The sequence below is a fragment of the Microbulbifer agarilyticus genome, from assembly GCF_019800665.1.
GTDB lineage: Bacteria > Pseudomonadota > Gammaproteobacteria > Pseudomonadales > Cellvibrionaceae > Microbulbifer > Microbulbifer agarilyticus_C.
The window spans coordinates 175,977-193,538 of the sequence record NZ_JAHVKO010000001.1 but is presented as its reverse complement, the minus strand read 5'-3'; the positions used below and the strand labels follow the sequence as shown (position 1 = coordinate 193,538).

The 17,562-nt window shown below is 56.2% G+C and carries 11 protein-coding genes; 5 read left to right on the top strand and 6 right to left on the bottom strand.

Annotation, left to right across the window (positions count from 1 at the left end; all coding sequences use genetic code 11):
* Nucleotides 1–3 precede the first annotated feature (3 nt).
* The 5 genes from KUV22_RS00695 (at nt 4) to KUV22_RS00675 (ending at nt 5,296) form a co-directional block, all read left to right on the top strand.
* The gene (locus KUV22_RS00695) at nt 4–1,242 is read left to right on the top strand and encodes a CaiB/BaiF CoA transferase family protein (protein WP_222227747.1); all 1,239 of its coding nucleotides are present in this window, start codon (nt 4–6) and stop codon (nt 1,240–1,242) included.
* Nucleotides 1,239–2,426 carry a CaiB/BaiF CoA transferase family protein gene (locus tag KUV22_RS00690; RefSeq protein WP_222227746.1) on the top strand — a complete coding sequence of 396 codons (1,188 nt, stop codon included), beginning with the start codon at nt 1,239–1,241 and terminating at the stop codon, nt 2,424–2,426. Before KUV22_RS00695 ends, KUV22_RS00690 begins: the two co-directional genes overlap by 4 nt.
* Nucleotides 2,419–3,261: an enoyl-CoA hydratase/isomerase family protein gene (locus KUV22_RS00685; RefSeq protein ID WP_222227745.1), complete on the top strand. Its 843-nt coding sequence runs from the start codon at nt 2,419–2,421 to the stop codon at nt 3,259–3,261. The genes KUV22_RS00690 and KUV22_RS00685 overlap by 8 nt, the downstream gene beginning before the upstream one ends.
* Before the next feature lie 73 nt (nt 3,262–3,334).
* Complete coding sequence (locus tag KUV22_RS00680) at nt 3,335–4,792, top strand: aldehyde dehydrogenase family protein (protein WP_222227744.1); 1,458 nt, start codon at nt 3,335–3,337, stop codon at nt 4,790–4,792.
* A gap of 132 nt (nt 4,793–4,924) precedes the next feature.
* Nucleotides 4,925–5,296: a cupin domain-containing protein gene (locus KUV22_RS00675; RefSeq protein WP_222227743.1), complete on the top strand. Its 372-nt coding sequence runs from the start codon at nt 4,925–4,927 to the stop codon at nt 5,294–5,296.
* A 31-nt stretch (nt 5,297–5,327) separates the two neighbouring features.
* Here KUV22_RS00675 and KUV22_RS00670 read toward each other — a convergent pair whose 3' ends face one another.
* From KUV22_RS00670 to KUV22_RS00645, 6 genes are all read right to left on the bottom strand, one after another.
* Nucleotides 5,328–6,287 carry a DUF4862 family protein gene (locus KUV22_RS00670; protein ID WP_222227742.1) on the bottom strand — a complete coding sequence of 320 codons (960 nt, stop codon included), beginning with the start codon at nt 6,285–6,287 and terminating at the stop codon, nt 5,328–5,330.
* Nucleotides 6,288–6,464: 177 nt separating this feature from the next.
* A complete protein-coding gene (katG, locus tag KUV22_RS00665) occupies nt 6,465–8,645 on the bottom strand; it encodes a catalase/peroxidase HPI (RefSeq protein WP_222227741.1) in 2,181 nt (726 codons plus the stop codon).
* A gap of 65 nt (nt 8,646–8,710) precedes the next feature.
* A complete protein-coding gene (locus tag KUV22_RS00660; RefSeq protein WP_222227740.1) occupies nt 8,711–9,622 on the bottom strand; it encodes an SMP-30/gluconolactonase/LRE family protein in 912 nt (303 codons plus the stop codon).
* A 49-nt stretch (nt 9,623–9,671) separates the two neighbouring features.
* On the bottom strand, nt 9,672–12,254 hold the full coding sequence (locus KUV22_RS00655; RefSeq protein WP_315857482.1) for a glycoside hydrolase family 2 TIM barrel-domain containing protein: 2,583 nt from the start codon (nt 12,252–12,254) through the stop codon (nt 9,672–9,674).
* A gap of 31 nt (nt 12,255–12,285) precedes the next feature.
* Entirely contained in the window at nt 12,286–15,171 is a 2,886-nt protein-coding gene (locus KUV22_RS00650; protein ID WP_222227739.1) for an SMP-30/gluconolactonase/LRE family protein, read from the bottom strand.
* The gene (locus KUV22_RS00645; protein ID WP_261319050.1) at nt 15,168–17,525 is read right to left on the bottom strand and encodes a beta-galactosidase; all 2,358 of its coding nucleotides are present in this window, start codon (nt 17,523–17,525) and stop codon (nt 15,168–15,170) included. The genes KUV22_RS00650 and KUV22_RS00645 overlap by 4 nt, the downstream gene beginning before the upstream one ends.
* Nucleotides 17,526–17,562: the final 37 nt, after the last annotated feature.

Genomic DNA, 17,562 nt, shown 5'->3' with positions numbered 1-17,562 from the left:
TTCATGACGCAACCACTCAAAGGCATCACCGTTCTCGAATTCAGCCAGTACCTGGCAGGCCCCTATGCGGGCCTGCGCCTGGCAGACCTCGGTGCGCGGGTAATCAAAATAGAACGCCCGGGCAGCGGCGATGCCTGCCGCAATCTCGCCACCAAGGATTTATGGGTGGATGGTGACAGCTTGCTGTTCCACACCATCAACCGCAATAAAGAGTCCTTTTGTGCAGACCTGAAAAACCCGGGTGACCTGGCGGCGGTCCGCCAACTGATCCGTCAGGCGGATGTGATGACCCACAACTTCCGTCCAGGGGTAATGGAAAAAATCGGGCTCGACTACACCAGTGTGCAGGCAATTAACCCGCGCATTATTTATGGGGAAGTATCCGGTTACGGCAACGAAGGTCCCTGGGTACACAAGCCCGGCCAGGACCTACTGGCGCAAGCGGTGTCCGGACTCGGCTGGCTCTCGGGCAATCGCGACCAAGGGCCGGTGCCGCTGGGCCTCGCCATTGCCGACATGCTGTGCGGTACCCATTTGGCACAAGGTATTCTCGCCGCCCTGGTGCGCCGGCAGCGCGCCACAAAGCGCTCTGGAAATGACTCTGTGAACAAAGGGGCAGAAGAAATAGAAACGGGAAATACCGGTGCAAAAGTACAGGTAAGCCTGCTCGAGTCTATGATCGACTTTCAGTTTGAAGGGCTTACTACCTACCTGAACAACGGCCAGCAGTCGCCAAGCCGCAGTGAAATCGCCAACGCCCACGCATTCCTCGGCGCCCCTTACGGGATCTACCAGACCAAAGACCACTGGATCGCAATTTCCATGGGCCCGCTGGGACCACTGGCAGAAGCACTGGTGTGCCCGGCGCTCAACCGAAACGATATTGACAAGGAAGCGTTCAGTCAGCGCGATACCATCAAGGCCACACTCGCAGAGCACCTGCGCACCCAGTCAACCGACTACTGGATGCAGCGCCTCAACGCCGCCGCCATCTGGGCATCAGAAGTCGTGGACTACGACACCCTGCTGCAGCACCCCGCGTTCAAGGCAGTAGCCATGGAGCTACAGGTCTCGCGACCCGCGCAAAATGCGCGCGGCAACGAAGTCACCGTGACAACAACCCGCTGCCCGCTACAGATTAACGGGCAGCGCTTTGCCAGTCACAGAGCTGCTCCGGTACTGGGTGCCGATACCGCACACATCCGGCAAACACTGCTGGCAAAGCAGGAGGTTGCACAATGAGTGAACTGCAGCGACCGCTTGATGGCTTACTCGTACTCGACTTCTCCCAGTTTCTATCTGGCCCCTCCGCCGCACTGAGGCTAGCCGACTTGGGCGCCCGGGTGATCAAGATCGAACGCCCGGAGCGCGGTGAAGACGGCCGCAACCTCTACCTGTCGGATTGTGTTTTGGAAGGTGAGTCCACGCTGTTCCACGCAATCAACCGCGACAAGGAAAGCTTTTGTGTGAACCTGAAGGACCCCACCCAACGGGATGCGCTGAATACACTGATTAAGCAGGCGGATATCCTCATCGCAAATTTCCGACCCGGGGTGATGCACCGGCTGGGCCTCGATTACCAATCCGTAAAAAGCCTGAACCCGGGAATCGTCTACGGGGAAATCAGTGGCTACGGCCTCGTTGGTCCGTGGGCGGAGCGCCCCGGGCAGGATCTATTGCTACAGGCACTCTCCGGCCTCACCTGGCTGTCCGGCAGCCGGGCAGACGGCCCCGTCGCCATGGGTGTCCCCGTTGCCGACATCTTTACCGGCGCGCAACTGGTACAGGGTATTCTCGCCGCCGTCTTTGCGCGGGAATTTTCCGGTGAAGGCAGCCATGTGCAGATCAGCATGCTGGAAGCGATGCTGGATTTTCAGTTCGAGCCACTCACCATTGCCCTGCACGACCCGGAGCAATCCATCGAGCGCGCGGCCGTCAATGGCGCCCATGCGCTGGTTGCCGGCGCCTACGGTTTTTACCGCACCCAGGACGGCTATATAGCGCTGTCGATGGGACGGGTGGAGGATCTCGCGCGCCTGCTCGACTGCCCCGCATTACTGCCCTTTTCCGACCCAGCACTCGCCTTCGCAGAGCGCGATGCCATCAAGCAAATTCTCGCCGACCACCTGCCCTGCCAGACCACTGCGCACTGGCTGTCACTGCTAGAGCCCGCAGACATCTGGTGTGCCGAGGTACTCGATTGGGAGCAGTTACTGGCACACGAGGGATTCAAAACCCTCGACATGTTGCAGTCACTCCCCATGCCCGGAGGCAACGCGTTAACCACCAGCCGCTGCCCCATCCGGATTGATGAACAGTGCCTTTGGGGGAGCCAACCTGCGCCACAACTGGGGCAACACCAAGCAACAATTAACCAGGAAATACAAAGTTTCCACAACGCATTGAAAGGAAAGAGCCATGAGTGAAGGTCACACACCGCTCGGCGAGACAACGATAAAGACAACGGTAAAGACAACGGCCACGCCAGCTCGAGTAGCACTCACCAAGTCTGCGGAAGGCGTTGCGTACATTTCACTGAACCTGGCCCCCGCAAACGCCTACTACGAAGCATTTCTACGGGAAATTGGCGTGGTCATTCGCACACTGGAGCAAGACAATAGCGTGCGCGTGGTGGTGATCAAAAGTGGGTTGGAAAAGTTCTTTTGTGCGGGCGCGGACATCAAGGTATTCGCGAGTAATAGCGTACAGCAAAATCTCGCACTGGTTACCGCCGCACGGATCAACGCGGATGCGATTGAAAACAGCAGCAAAGTCTATATCGCCGAGATTTCCGGGCACTGTCTCGGTGGCGGCCTGGAAATCGCGATGGCCTGCGATTTTATCTTCGCGGCGGAGGGCAACTACCGGTTTGGCCTGCCGGAAATCAAGCTTGGATTGATCCCCGGCAATGGCGGTACCCAGCGTCTGGTGCGCCGTATTGGCCGACGGGCAGCCATGGAACTCCTGCTTACCGGCGATACTTTTGGGGTGAGCCAGGCGCAAGAACTGGGCTTGCTGGACGGTATCTACAGCCGCGATTCCCTGACCGAGGGAACGCGTGAGTTCGCGAACGAAATTGCACGCGGCCCGGGCCGCGCCATCGCCGCCACCAAGCGTACCTTGCGTGAAGGCAGCTCACTGCCACTCGCCCAGGGGCTGGCGCTGGAAGCTGAGTTGGCAGATGCGCTCTATGAAACACCTGACGCCGTAGAGGGCTTACAAGCCTTTCTGGAAAAGCGTTCGCCCGTGTTTAATCAATAAACGTAATCCGTAGAGACAATCAGTCCCAAATCAATCGATCAGACCCAGATATAAAAAATACAAGGAGAAGATGATGAGTACATCGAGTACTACCGCGCAAACCCATTACCAGTGCTATATCGACGGCAATTGGGTAGACAGCGCACAAAAGCTGTCGGTGGAAAACCCCGCGACCGGCGAAGTATTCAGCAGCGTACCCGACTGTACTCTGGAACACGCAGACGCTGCACTGGCATCCTCTCAGGCTGCACTGCAAAGCTGGAAAATGTTGCCGGCAATCGAACGTGGCCGCCATCTGTTTCGCCTGATTGAAGCACTGCAACCAAAGCGCGATCTGTTTGCCCGCCTGCTGGTACTAGAGCAGGGCAAAACCCTGAACGAAGCCTACGGCGAGTTCGACGACACACTGAATTACCTCACCTACTCCGCAGAGGCTGCGCGCCGCATCGAAGGTAATATCTTCCCCTCCGATAACGCAGGTGAACAGCTGTGGATTCAGAAGGTACCCTACGGCGTAACCGTCGGGCTGTGCGCGTTTAACTACCCGCTCGCCCTGATCGGCCGCAAAGTGGGCCCGGCGCTGGTAACCGGTAACACCATGATCGTCAAACCCCACGAAGCGACACCGATTACCGCCATGGAGTTTGCCAAGGTTGTCGAGGAAGCTGGTATTCCAAAAGGTGTGATCAACATCATTAGCGGCAGCGGCATTGCGGTTGGCGAGCACCTGGTAAAAAGCCCGATTACCCAGCTTGTGACACTCACCGGGAGTATCCGCGCGGGCCAGGCGATCTGTCGTGCGGTGGCAGAAAACGTAACCGCGGTATCCCTGGAACTGGGCGGTAAAGCGTCCTTTATCGTGCTGGACGATGCCGACATCGACAAAGCCGTGGATGCGGTGGTGATCTCCCGCTACGCAAACTGCGGACAAGTGTGTATCTGTGCAGAACTGGTGCTGGTACACGAAAAGGTTGCTGACGAATTCACCCGCAAGGTACTGGAGAAAGTAAAAGCACTTACCGTGGGCAACCCCATGGACAACCCCAGCATGGGTCCATCGGTGACCGCACAGGGGTTGGACCGGGTGGAATCCATTGTGCAGGAAACCATTAATGCCGGCGCGAATGTCGCCTGTGGTGGTGGCCGCCCACAAGGTAGCGAGTTTGAAAACGGCAACTGGTACCAACCCACCGTACTCACCGAGGTGACGGCAGACATGGCGGCGGCCCGCGAAGAGATCTTTGGCCCGGTATTGCCCATCGTCAAAATTTCGTCCTTTGACGAAGCGGTTGCCATCACCAACCGCCGCAACGACGGCCTGAGCTGCTACCTGTGGAGCAACGACTACCGCATCATTATGGATGGCATTGCCCGACTGGAAGTAGGCACGGTGTTTGTGAACAAGCAAATTGTCGGCTACATCCAAGGTTACCATTCCGGCCACAAGCGCAGTGGTATCGGCGGCGAAGATGGTATCTACGGCATCGAGGGATACCTGCAAAAACGCGCGGTGTACCTGAACTATAACTAATGCGACAAAAAATAGCAGAACGGGGGCCCAGCCCCCGTTTCCATAAAAGCAATCCCTGACCGCAAGCATGAACAAGCACAGCGAACCGCTAGCTCCTATAACTTTCCAAATATAAAAATTCGAGAAAATAAAATGTCCAGACACCTGACGATGTTCGAACACCAGGGCGCCAGCACGATCGAAGTTGCGGAAGCCCCCTCCTTCACCAGTCATGAAAATATGTCCGGCTGGAAAGCCCGGGCAGTAGAAGACGCCGGTATTTTTATGTTTCAGTTTGCAATCGAACCCAACGCCGTCGAATACCCGGTTCACACTTCGGATGAGGCGTGGCTCGCCTACGTGGTAAGCGGCCACGGCACCCTGTATGCGGGCGACGCAAATGGAAATCGCACGCAAGGCGTGGACTATCGGGCTGGGGACTTCATTACCTTTAAACCCAACACCCCACATGGATGGAAAAATGGCGACGAAAAGTCCCAGATAGCCTTTGTAAAAACTGCGTGAACAACTAGAACCGAGCCAATTATGTACCGCCTCAGGCAGTCAGCAAGTCGATGGCGTTCAGGCAATCGCGGTTGTACGCAACACGGGAATCGACGTCGAGATCTCTCGGGCGTACGCCAAGTTTGGCACCGACAAAATCGAGGTCTTGCCAACCTGCGGTCTCAAGGGTGAGCGCCATTTGTTCGCGGGTCAGCAGGGAGCCCTCCGCGAAATAACCTTCAGCAAAGATTTCTGCTGGCGGCATATGGGTATCGCGCCAAACGCCATAGGGCGTTTCCACATCGGAGATACCAGAGAACATCAAGCCACGCAGCAGCCCCGCTTCGCGGGCGAGACGCAGGTGCTCCAATGGCCCCTCAACACTGCGGGTCTCAAGTGCCGAGCGTCCCCAGTTGATGGAAATGCCGAGTTTGCTACCACTCGCGGCATTCACGGCTTGGATAGTTGCGATTTCTTCCTGCAGGGTCAGGAAGCCTTTCTCCGGCTCAGAGCCATCAATAAACGCATCGCAATGCTCGATCACCAAACCGGCACCATCCCAATCCCAAGAAACAATCTCTTGCAGGGAACCATTGAGCGAGTCTGTAGAAGAATTGGATTTGGTGCGATTTGGGCTGGTGTGCAGCTGCACATAGTCCACCGCTTTGCGCCCCAGGTGGGCATTCAGCTTCAGCACCGCAGCATGCATTTGCCGGTAAAACTCGATGCCGGCTGCACGGCCATCCTCATCGTCGGACGCAATACCAAAAGCCGGGTTTTTAGCCAGGCTTCCCATTACACCCGGTACACCGGTAAACACGTAATTCCACTGGGGATCGATGTTGCGCAAAAACCAGTCATCATCGTGGCCGTGCAAGCTGCCGGTAAACGGATGTTCCAGCCCCCGCACATTATCCAGCTGCTTAATACGGTTCAGGTATTGTTCCTGAACTTCAGGTTGCCAGGAGTCGGTTACCGGGGCGGTGGCATAAGCGCCTAGTATATATTTCATACGAATGCTGCGGCTCTGGAAAATTAGATGAATAAAAGCCCGGGCAGTATACCGCTTCACTCATCATCCAGACCCTATAAAACAACACGCATTCAATAAGGCATTGCCAACACCACCCCACCCGTTGACCGATTTAACCCGACTGTTACTCGCTTATAGATCGCCTTACCCGTTTACTTAACGATGCAGGTCAAAGCGGTCCAATTGCATGACTTTATTCCAGGCGGCAATAAAGTCCTGCTGAAACTTCTCCCTCCCATCGTCACTGGCATAGACCTCGGCGAGGGCGCGAAGCTCAGCATTGGAGCCAAACAAAAGGTCAACCCGAGTGCCGGTCCAGCGGGGCTCGCCGCTATCCCGCGCTACCCCCTGATAGAGTCCATTACCTTCGGTCATGGGTGCCCAGACCGTGGACATGTCCAGCAGGTTGACGAAGAAATCGTTGGTTAGGGCACCCGCCCGATCTGTGAATACGCCGTGTTGGCTGTCATCAAAGTTGGTCCCGAGCACCCGCATGCCACCAACCAGCACCACCAGCTCCGGTGGCGACAATGTCAGTAGCTGCGCGCGGTCAATGAGTAACTGCTCTGCGGGAATCTCGATATCACCCCGCAGGTAATTACGGAAGCCATCTGCGATGGGTTCGAGGTCATCAAATGAGTGCTCTTCCGTTTGTTCTTGAATGGCATCGGTGCGACCTGGGGTAAAGGGAACACTGGCGGGATGCCCCGCATCCGCTGCTGCTTTCTCAATAGCGGTGCAACCGGCGAGCACGATCAGGTCCGCCAATGAAACCTGTTTGCCGCCACTGGCGCCGGAATTGAAGTCAACCTGAATCGACTCCAGCGCCGCCAATACTTTGGCAAGTGTTTGCGGTTTGTTGACAGCCCAATCCTTTTGCGGTGCCAAGCGGACACGGGCTCCGTTGGCCCCACCGCGCCGGTCAGAACCACGGAAGGTCGAGGCGGAAGCCCAGGCGGTGCTCACCAGATCGCCAATGGCGAGCCCGGAGGCCAGCACTTTCTTTTTCAGCTCGGCAACATCCCGGTCGTCAACGGGCGAGTAGTCTGCCGCCGGTACCGGGTCCTGCCAAATTAGCGCTTCATCCGGTACTTCGGGACCCAGGTAGCGCGCTCTGGGCCCGAGATCGCGATGGGTTAATTTAAACCAGGCGCGGGCGAATGCATCGGCAAATTCATCGGGGTGTTCGTAGAAGCGCCGGGAAATTTTTTCGTAATCCGGGTCTGCGCGCAGCGCGATGTCCGTGGTGAGCATCATGGGCGCATGGCGCTTGTTCGGGTCGTGGGCATCGGGCACCGAGTCGGCCCCCGCACCATGCTTGGGCTGCCACTGGTGCGCGCCTGCCGGGCTTTTGGTGAGTTCCCAGTCGTACCCAAACAGATTCCAGAAGTAGTTACTGCTCCACTTGGTAGGCGTGCTGGTCCAGATAACCTCCAATCCACTGGTGATGGTGTCATCGCCTTTGCCCGAACCGAAGCTGCTGTGCCAACCCAACCCCTGCTCTTCCAGTCCCGCGGCCTCCGGCTCGGGGCCAACCAATGCAGCGTCACCGGCTCCGTGGGTTTTACCAAATGTGTGGCCGCCGGCAATCAGCGCCACCGTCTCTTCGTCATTCATTGCCATACGGCCAAAGGTGTCACGAATGTCCTTGGCTGCAGCCAATGGGTCGGGATTGCCATTGGGGCCCTCGGGATTTACATAAATCAAACCCATCTCCACTGCGGCCAATGGATTTTCCAGGTTGCGATCGCCGCTATAGCGGGCGTCCGTCAACCAGGCTTTCTCATCACCCCAGTAGACATCTTTCTCCGACTCCCACACATCCTCCCGGCCACCGGCAAAACCAAAGGTTTTGAACCCCATGGATTCCAACGCCACATTACCGGTGAGAATCATCAGGTCCGCCCAGGAAATGTTGCGACCATATTTTTGCTTGATGGGCCACAACAGGCGACGCGCCTTGTCGAGGTTGACGTTGTCCGGCCAACTGTTCAGTGGCGCGAAACGCTGGTTGCCAGTGCTGGCGCCACCGCGCCCATCACGTACCCGATAAGTACCGGCGCTATGCCATGCCATGCGAATAAACAGAGGCCCGTAGTGGCCGAAATCTGCCGGCCACCAGTCCTGCGAATCCGTCATTAACGCGTGCAGGTCCTTCTTTACCGCCTCGTAATCGAGCTGCTGGAATGCTTCGGCGTAATCAAAGTCCTTATCCAGCGGGTTCGATTTGTCCGCATGCTGACGCAGAATGTCCAGCCGCAAATGATTCGGCCACCAATCCTCGTTCGTCGTACCACCACCGGCTGCATGGCCAAAAGGACATTTGCTTGTTGTCATGTGCGTCACTCCATTGACGGTCTGAGGGCTTTGCTCAACTATAGCCAAGGAGTAACCGAGTGGATCTAGACAATAACCGCGGGTTCAGCTTGTCCCTGCACCGCATTGCGGTAGACCAGCGTGACGCCGTTGGCGACTTCCGCCCTGGGGCGGTCTTCCAAGCCAACCGCAGCGGTGGTCACATACATATCGGTAAAGTCCTCACCGCCAAACGCCGGGCAAGTGGTGCGAATCACTGGCGCTTCCAACGCCGCGATTTCCCGGCCGCTCGGGTCAAAGCACTGGGTGCGCGCACTGTCCCACAGTGAAGACCACATATTGCCCTGCCCATCCATTACTGCGCCGTCGGGAATCAGCCCCTGTGTACTCAGGTCCAGGAAGACTTCGGGTTCACCCATGGGCCAGCCATCAGCGGTATTCAGCAGTACGCGGTAAACGGTATTTTTTGCGGAGTCTGCGTAGTAGCCATAACAGCGTTCGCGGTCAAAGCAGATGCCATTGGGTACAGTCATTCCTGAACAGAGGCGACGCAGTTCGCCTTTGTACCAGCGATAAAGATTCCCCTGGTCCGGCTCACCATTGACGCCCATGGTACCGATCCAGAAACCACCCCAGGGGTCGGCGCGGCCATCGTTGCTGCGATTGCCCGGCATATCAGGTTCCAATTCGCACAGCAGGCTCTTCTCGCCGGAATTTAAATCCATCAGGTGCAAACCACTCTCGCAGGCAACCAGTGCACGGTCGCGATCCACCCAGCCAATGGCAGAAGGCATTTCGCCCATATCCCAGGCTTGCGTGCCATCGGGGCCCTTGGCCAACACCTTGTTATTCAACAGGTCCACCCAATACAGGGTCTTGCGCAGTGGATGCCACAGCGGACCCTCGCCGAGGCTGCATATCCGTTCATCGAAAACCTCGGCGGCAACAGTTTCCCCGCCCTGTTCCCTAGTCGCTGAATTCAGCAGTTGATCGCTCACGTGTATTCCTCAAATTCTCAAACTACTTGTCTTTTGCACGGCGCAAAAATTACGGTGTTTGCAGCAGGCTGATTATCTTCGCCGACACCACCTCATCATCCAGGGCAATAGGCTTCGAATGCTGAGCGGCACGCACAATCAGCAGTGCCCGGCCTTCACTGGTCCGCAAGCGTTCGCTTTTGTAGCGTTCCATAAACGCCGAACGGCCGTTGTCGGTACCGAGTAGTTCCAACCCTTCCGGCAGCACAAATTCAATATTCGCATCCAGATGTCGCACCGGGCGGCCCTTGTTATCCACCAGTTGTGCTTCCACATGCGCCACGCTGTCTTTATCTCCCGACAGCAGGTGGCGATCAAAGGAGAGTTCGATAGACACCGGTTGCGTTGCCGTCTGTACCTCAGAAGTCGCTGCACAACCATCGATACCGCGGGCGGATAGTTTGCCCCCAGCAAACGGGACTGCCCACTTGAGGAGACGGTCAGGGTTGTCAGCAAGAGCCCGAGCGCCCAGCGAGTTTCCATTCAGGAACAGTTCTACTTGCGGGCAGTTGCTCAGCACCTCGACAATCACTGGCTCGCCATTGGCGTAATTCCAATGTCGGTTAATATCCTGCCACCCCCACACACGCTGCTCCCACGCACCCGGCGCTTTTTCTACCACCTTGCCGTCTGTATCGCGGCGATACAGGGATTTTTCTTCTACCTGGGAAGTGATTGCCACATAGGGAGCTGGATTCCACAGGGTGCGGTAAAGGTCATAGGCGGGGGTCTCAAAACCTGCAAGGTCCAGCAGGCCACTGCGCACCGCCTTGCGCGGCCAAGCGCCATGGGCTTCGCCCAGGTAGTCGGTACCGGTCCATAAGAACGTGCCGGGAATAAAGTCGCGTTCCTCGATGGCCTTCCACTCGTGCCACTGCACCACATTTTCGGTACCCATGATCATTTTCTCGGGGTATTTCTCGTGCCCATAGTCATAGATCACGCGACGGTAGCTGTAGCCGACAATATCCAGCGCATCGGTGTAACCGGAGATATGACTCACCGAAGGCAGAATCAGGTTCGCGGTTACCGGACGGCTGGTGTCGAGTTCCTTAACCCAGCCCGAGAGTTTGGCCGCCGTTTTCGCCAACACGTATTGCCCGGCTTCGCTGCCGTGAAAACGATCCTTGATTTCCTGCTCGGTGATAAACGGCGGGTTGTAGAAGTAATTGCCGGATGCGTTCATATCGAAGTATCCGGTGGCATCCTTGTAACGCGGGTAGGTCCACTCGATCTCATTGCCAATACTCCACATAATCACCGACGGGTGGTTGCGATCGCGCTTTACCGAGAGCTTGAGGTCGGATTCGGCTTCCTGCTGGAAATAGTCGGCGTAGCCCCGGCTGATCCGGTCGTCATGGCGCTCCCATTGGTTGAGCCGCTTGTCCTTGGGGTTATCCCATTCATCAAAAATTTCGGCCTGGACCAGAAAACCCATTTCGTCACACAGGTCGAGAAATTCCTGAGAGGCTGGGTTGTGTGCGGTGCGGATGGCATTGGTACCCGCCCGCTTCAAACTTTCCAGCCTGCGCCGCCAGACGTCTTTTGGCACCGCGACACCGACAGCTCCGGCATCGTGGTGCAGGTTTACGCCTTTGATTTCAGTGTTCACACCATTCAGGTAAAAGCCGGTATTCGGGTCAAAACGAATTTCGCGCACGCCAAAGCGCGTTTCCAGGCGGTCCACTACCACATCGCCCAACGAGATCGTGGTTTGCGCACGATACAGGTTGGGTGTGTCAGGGCTCCAAAGATTGGGCGACTTAATCGACAAAGCCTGCATGAAGGTGCCAGATTGATCCGCCGCAAGTTTGCTACTGGAATCCGCTCTTGCAACCTCACGTCCCTGCCCATCCAGAATCACCGAGTGAATGGTAAATTGCGCAGATTCATCGCGCTGGTTGGCAACCTCAACATCCAGTGTTACTTCGGCACGCTCTTCCGTGACTACTGGTGTTTTGATAAATACCCCCCAGATGGGGATATGCAATGGGTCCACAGAAACCAGCTTCACATCGCGATAAATACCTGCACCGGGGTACCAGCGGCTATCGATGTAGCGACTGCGGTCGACGCGCACGGCCACTAGGTTCTGCTTACCCGGATCAAGCAGATGATCCGTGATATCGATGTAAAACGGGGTATAGCCGTTGATGCGGCCACCGACGCGGGTCCCATTCAGCCAAATTTCTGAATGGTTATAAATGCCATCAAAATATAGAAAAGAGCGTTTCTTACCTGCACTTTTCGGGATAACGAAAGACTTCCGGTACCAGCCAATGCCTCCGGGTAAATATGCAGTGGCGCCGTCTAGCGATGGGTCAAAATCCTGTTCGATACTCCAGTCGTGTGGCAAGCGCAGCGCTCGCCATCCATTATCATCGTAATCAGCGCGCCTAAAGTCGCTACTGTCTTCCAGCTTGAACTTCCAACCGAAATTAAAATCGGTGGAGCGTACAGGCCCAACCTCCCCGCCATGTATTGAAGTGCTACTCGATGCAGAGGGGTTAGCGAGCGCGGTTGATACTAGGCCGGACAAAAAAAGGACCGATGTAACAAGGACAAACGACGGAATTGAGACTGAAGTTTTCACGGTATTTCCTGCAATAATATCTGGCGGAAGCTCACTGGCGGCGTTCGCCAAGAGCAATGGTGGAACCAGGTACGGGATGTTCAAGTTGCTGCTGGGAACCGTCTCGCCATACCACTTCCAGACGAGTCGGCAGCATTCCCTGGCCGAGACCAAAGTGCACAAGATTCAGTTGGCTTTGCGAGTGCGTGGCACTGCCAGAACCAACGCGCTTGAGTCGGGTGAGCTCAGTTTCCCCGTGGGTAACTGTCAGGCGCACGGTTGCCGCAGAAGCATCCGCCCCCTTTGGTGAATAACCTACGTTGACCAATAAAAAGTCATTCGCGGGCGATGCTTTTTGTTGTTGTAGCTGGTTTTCAAACAAGTGCCAACGACCCTGATCGTCGTCGCCACTTAGCAGGTCGACATCTCCGTCGAGGTCGTAGTCGAACGCGGCCCCCATATCGCCATGCCCGGACTGCGACACGGCAGTGGCGCCATGCATTAATTGCAGCCCAAAGTCCTTGCCTTGGCGATTGCGCAGTAGCAAGTCAACCTTGCGCTGGTGCAGCGCGCCAAACCGATATACGAAAAAGTCTTCAAAGCCATCGTTATCAAAGTCACCGGTTGCCACACCCCAATTATTATCGATGGTTTGCACGGGCAGCAGCTGGCTTGCATCGCTAAACCGGTCTCCCTCATTGCGCAACAGCAGGTCTGGGACTCCGAGCTCCTGCGGCTGCCAATCCGGTGTTACGGAAGTTACCCCGTGAATACTTGCGCGGAGATCCCACGCCAGGTTGTCATTGAGGCGCCACTCAAGCCGCCATTGGCCGTCACCCACGTGGCCCAGATACCAGCCGTTTTTCGTTAGGTCCGCCGGGAAACCTATAGCCTGTTCCCGGCTCACCGAAACGCGGTCAGCACCTGCAGGTGTGTCCAGTGCCACCCCCGCTTCACCGAGGTACACAGGTAGTGTCACCTTTACACCGCGGTGCCAGTGGAAAAAATGATTGAGCTGGAGCTCCCCATCCGCGGTGAAGCTAATACCGTCTTGCCCGCTATTACCTTCATCGCGCAAGTCCAATCGCCGTGACCGCGCATCGAAGGCGACGGCATTGTTAGCAATTTGATAATAGGTTTTACCGCGGGCAAGGTAATAATCAAGGTCACCATCGTTGTCGATGTCTGCCTCTGCCACCGCCATCACAAAGTCCTGCTCCACCGATTTCGGCAACCACTCACCTGTGACATCTTCAAACCCAAATTCACCGTCCCCTGCCCATAAGCCAAGCGGTGCGAAGGTGATCAGGTCACTCACATTGTCGCCATTAAAATCGGTAACCAGTACGCGTTCGGCGTCGAGTGATTCGAACTGCGGATGGCTGCGGTAGCGAAATTGGTCCTGGCCGATATTTTCGAACAGGATATTGCGCGGTCCTGTTTCTCCGGGAATCATCATGGCGTTGATCTGCAACAGATCCAGGTCACCATCGAGATCCATGTCAATCCAACGCACAGAGCGGCCCCGCGCGCCCATGTGCTCGATACCACTGCCTTCGGTGATATCGACAAAACTCCCATCGTCGTTTTTTAAAATTCGTGGTGGCTGGGGGCTACTGCCGTTGCCACCACCGAGTGCGACCACCACATCCTGATCACCATCCAGGTCGTAGTCACCAGCGGCAATGCCGTGGACATCCCAGCGCATCAAGGGTGCGGGATCCAATGCATAGTGATTCTCACCGGTGGCCCAAACAAGCTGTGCAGGGACCTTATCGTGGTTACCCAGAAGCAGCTCGTAGCGCCCGTCGCCATTCAAGTCGGCAACCGCGGGACCGCCATATTTCCACGTGGGTTCTGTAACCAGGCCGCGGGCTGCGGAAACATCCGTGAAGCGCACGGGTTGGGATCGCAGTTGGTAGCGCAACAGGGTTTTGTGCGCAGTGATATAGATTGCCGATTCGTCGGCATTAAATGCCAGGTTAGCCGCAACACTCGGTGTCGGGATAGTAGCGAGGTGCTTCCCCTCCTCATCCAGCACCCACACACCACCGGGGCCGGTGGCAAACACCGCACCGGAACTGTGTACCTTCAACCCATCCGGCAAACCGCTTCCATGGGCGCCAAGGCCTTTACTATCCAGTTTGTGGAATACGCGACGCGGACCCGGCACGCCGTGGGCGTCAAGCTCATATAGGTACCACGCCGGTGTATTGGGATCGGAAGCCGCAACATATAGGCGGCGCTGATCGGGAGAAAGTGCGATGCCATTGGGCAGGTAGATGCTGTCATCCAGCAAGGTCAGTTCCCCGGATGGTGCAAGCGCATAAATACCCTGGAAATCCAGTTCCTTAGCCGGGTCTTCCAGTTGTGCGGGCAACCCGTATGGCGGGTCGGTAAAGTAGAGGATACCGGTGTGGTGCAGCACACCATCGTTCGGGCTATTCAGGCGTTGGCCTTCAAATGACTCGGCGAGAGTTGTATACCTTGGTTGTGGTGTGTCGAGCGGCGCAGTGAGTTTGGCCACGCGCCGCGATCGGGACTGCAGGAGCAATAAGCTATTGTCCCGGTCCAGTAACAGGCCGTTGGCGTAACCGCTGTCTTCGAGATAAACGCTTGCACCCTCGCCCGGGACATAACGGTACACACGATGCGTGGGAATATCCGAAAACAGCAAATAGCCGGTGGCTGCGGTGTTCGTGCTTCCATCTGTACTGGTTCCGCGCGCCCCCTGCCCCCGGCTAACTCGAGATGCCGGCGGCACCCACACAGGCCCTTCCGCCCACGCATAGCCCTCGCTGACCACTTCTACTTCCGCTTTGGGATCCAGTAGTGACAATACCTGCGGGTCAAAAATTTCTGCAGAGCCACCCGCACTAACGGTGATTGGCAATATCCACCCGGCAAGTACTGCAATGACTGGCAACGCTTTACTCACGGATTTCCACCCTCTTCGACAGCTTGTTTGCCACTGGTAAAGCGGCGCTGGTAAAGGCTTTTGTTCACGCGGGTGACGGCATCAACCAAGGGCGCGTAAGGCGTATCGGTAACGCTCACAAAACCCACGTTGTAGTTCTCCCCATCGTATGCGCGGCCGGTCAGCGGGGAGTCGATGTACTGGAACCAGTGGGCTCCCACAAACCAGGGGTTGTCGATCACACTGTGCACGTACTCGGTGTACTTCTTCCCTCGATCCACTTGCGAACTCGCGTGAATCAAACCGGGATTAAGTAAACCGGAGTCCAGCGCGCCATTATGAAACTCACCGATGATGCTCGGCTTGTCCAATGTCTCAAGGAAATGCCAGAACTTGTCACTAACGCCTTCCTTGTAGTAGTTGTAGCTCACCACATCGGCATGTTTGGCTGCAGCGCGACGCACCTCCGGGGTCATGCCCCAATCTGCAAAGCGCGCGCCCAGGTACAAGTGATTGGGCATAAAGTGCTTCACTGCTGCACGCACTACTTTGAAGTACTGGCCGGTGTAGTGTTCAAGCAGTGCGGAAAAGTCCTCCACCATCGCAGGGTTAAAACTCGCCAATGCCACGCCGCCAGAAAACTGCTCCCAGGAAGAGATCTGGGTATCCCACGCGCTATTGAGCTGTTCTATGGAGGTATATTTCTCCTGCATCAACCGCACGAATTCGGCTTTAGTCGGGCTCTCGACGGCATCCCGCGACAGGGTGTTGATGACGATACCAAAGCGGGTTTCGGTAGAACCTTCCTGGCCCCAGCTCTTTTCATTATCGATAAAAACCCCAACGCACCAGGGGCTGCCCTGCACTTCCCTTGCGACCTGCTCGGCCGTAATGAATGCGCGCTCCTTAAACAATGGATCGAAGGGATCGGGCAGTGGACTCCAGTAATCATTGCCACTACTGACGGTCTTGAAGTTGCCGATGATCCAGCCATTGGCAAAATAGGGAATGCGATCCATCTGGTAGTAATCGGGATCAATCCAGTTACCAAAAGACGTAAAGCCCCAACTGAGCATGCGATCAATGGTGACTTCGCGCCATTTCGCCATCAGCTGTTCGTCGTCGGCAACCTGGTACTTGCGCTGTAGATTTGCGCGATAGAAGCTGAAGGTCTCACCGCGCGGAATCGCGCCGGTATGCACTTCCCGACGATAGCCAAAATTCTCGCCCAGTGGATCGCCGTAATCCGGTAGCCAGGTGAACATTTCTGCGCGCAGGGAAGAACTGATATGGCGCGAAGGAAGCGCAGCGTCCGGCACTGGGTTAAGCCCAAGGGAATCTTCAGGGGTTAAATCACCCGGTGCACGCTGGGGAACCGCACCCTGATCAAAGTCGTAGCCGGTAATGGTGGAGGTATTGGCAAGGCGCACATTGGCGATACCGGTAGAGAAAAAGGGATAGCCTTCTGGGTCCACCAGCGTCCATTTTCCATCGACCTTTTGTGTGCGAAAGAAGCCGGTGGCATCAAGCTTTGGCCCCTGGGTCCAACCACCGAAGCGAGAGCGCCCCTCCAGTGGTTGCTTACGCAGGATGGAACCTTCTGCCTCAGCTTGCTGGCGTAAAGTTGCAACCGAATCTACCTTGTCTGCGAATTCGCGCTTGGCACTTTGCCCGAAGGCATCAACCAAACCTTTCAGGTAGTCCTGATCCAACGATTGCGGTTGAATCAAACGAACATTGTCGATGCGAATCTCTTTGTCTTCCAGCACTCCGACAACGTTGAATTCGATACGCGCAATTGCGCTCACATCCAAATCTTTCGCGCCGTAGCGAAAGATGATGTCTTGGTACTCACTATCCCACGAAGGCGGGTTGGACCGGATGCCGGTCTCTACCCCAAGATCCGGACCTTTCAGCTCAAAGAAGTAGGTGTTATCCGAGCGTTCTGGCACGACAAAACTGCGGTTATGGGTCTTACCCTGTTGATCGTGGGCTTTCACATAAAAATGCACGGAAGATGGCTGTTGATTGGCGATATCCAGTGCAAATGCAAATGTACCCAGTTCACTCCAGTCCCATGGCGATTGGGGTGAAAAGGAAAAGCCGGCGGTGTAGTGGTTTTCCGTGTGCAGCTTGATATTCAGTGCCTGCCCACTATTCTCAGTTGTGCCTCCAACCAACGTGGCCACCGCGTTATGTAATTTGATCTCTGGCGGTACCGCAGTGTCTTCGAAATCCCATAGAGCTTCGCCAATCGGATGCTTATCCAATTGCGCCGCACTGGTCTGCTGCTGTCCATCCAAACGCTCGCTACAGGCAGCTAGCAGCGCTCCCGCAAGGCAAGTTAAAACCAGCAACAAGATTCGATACCGCATTGTGGGTCCCCACCTGATTGATTATGAAAATTTGGGT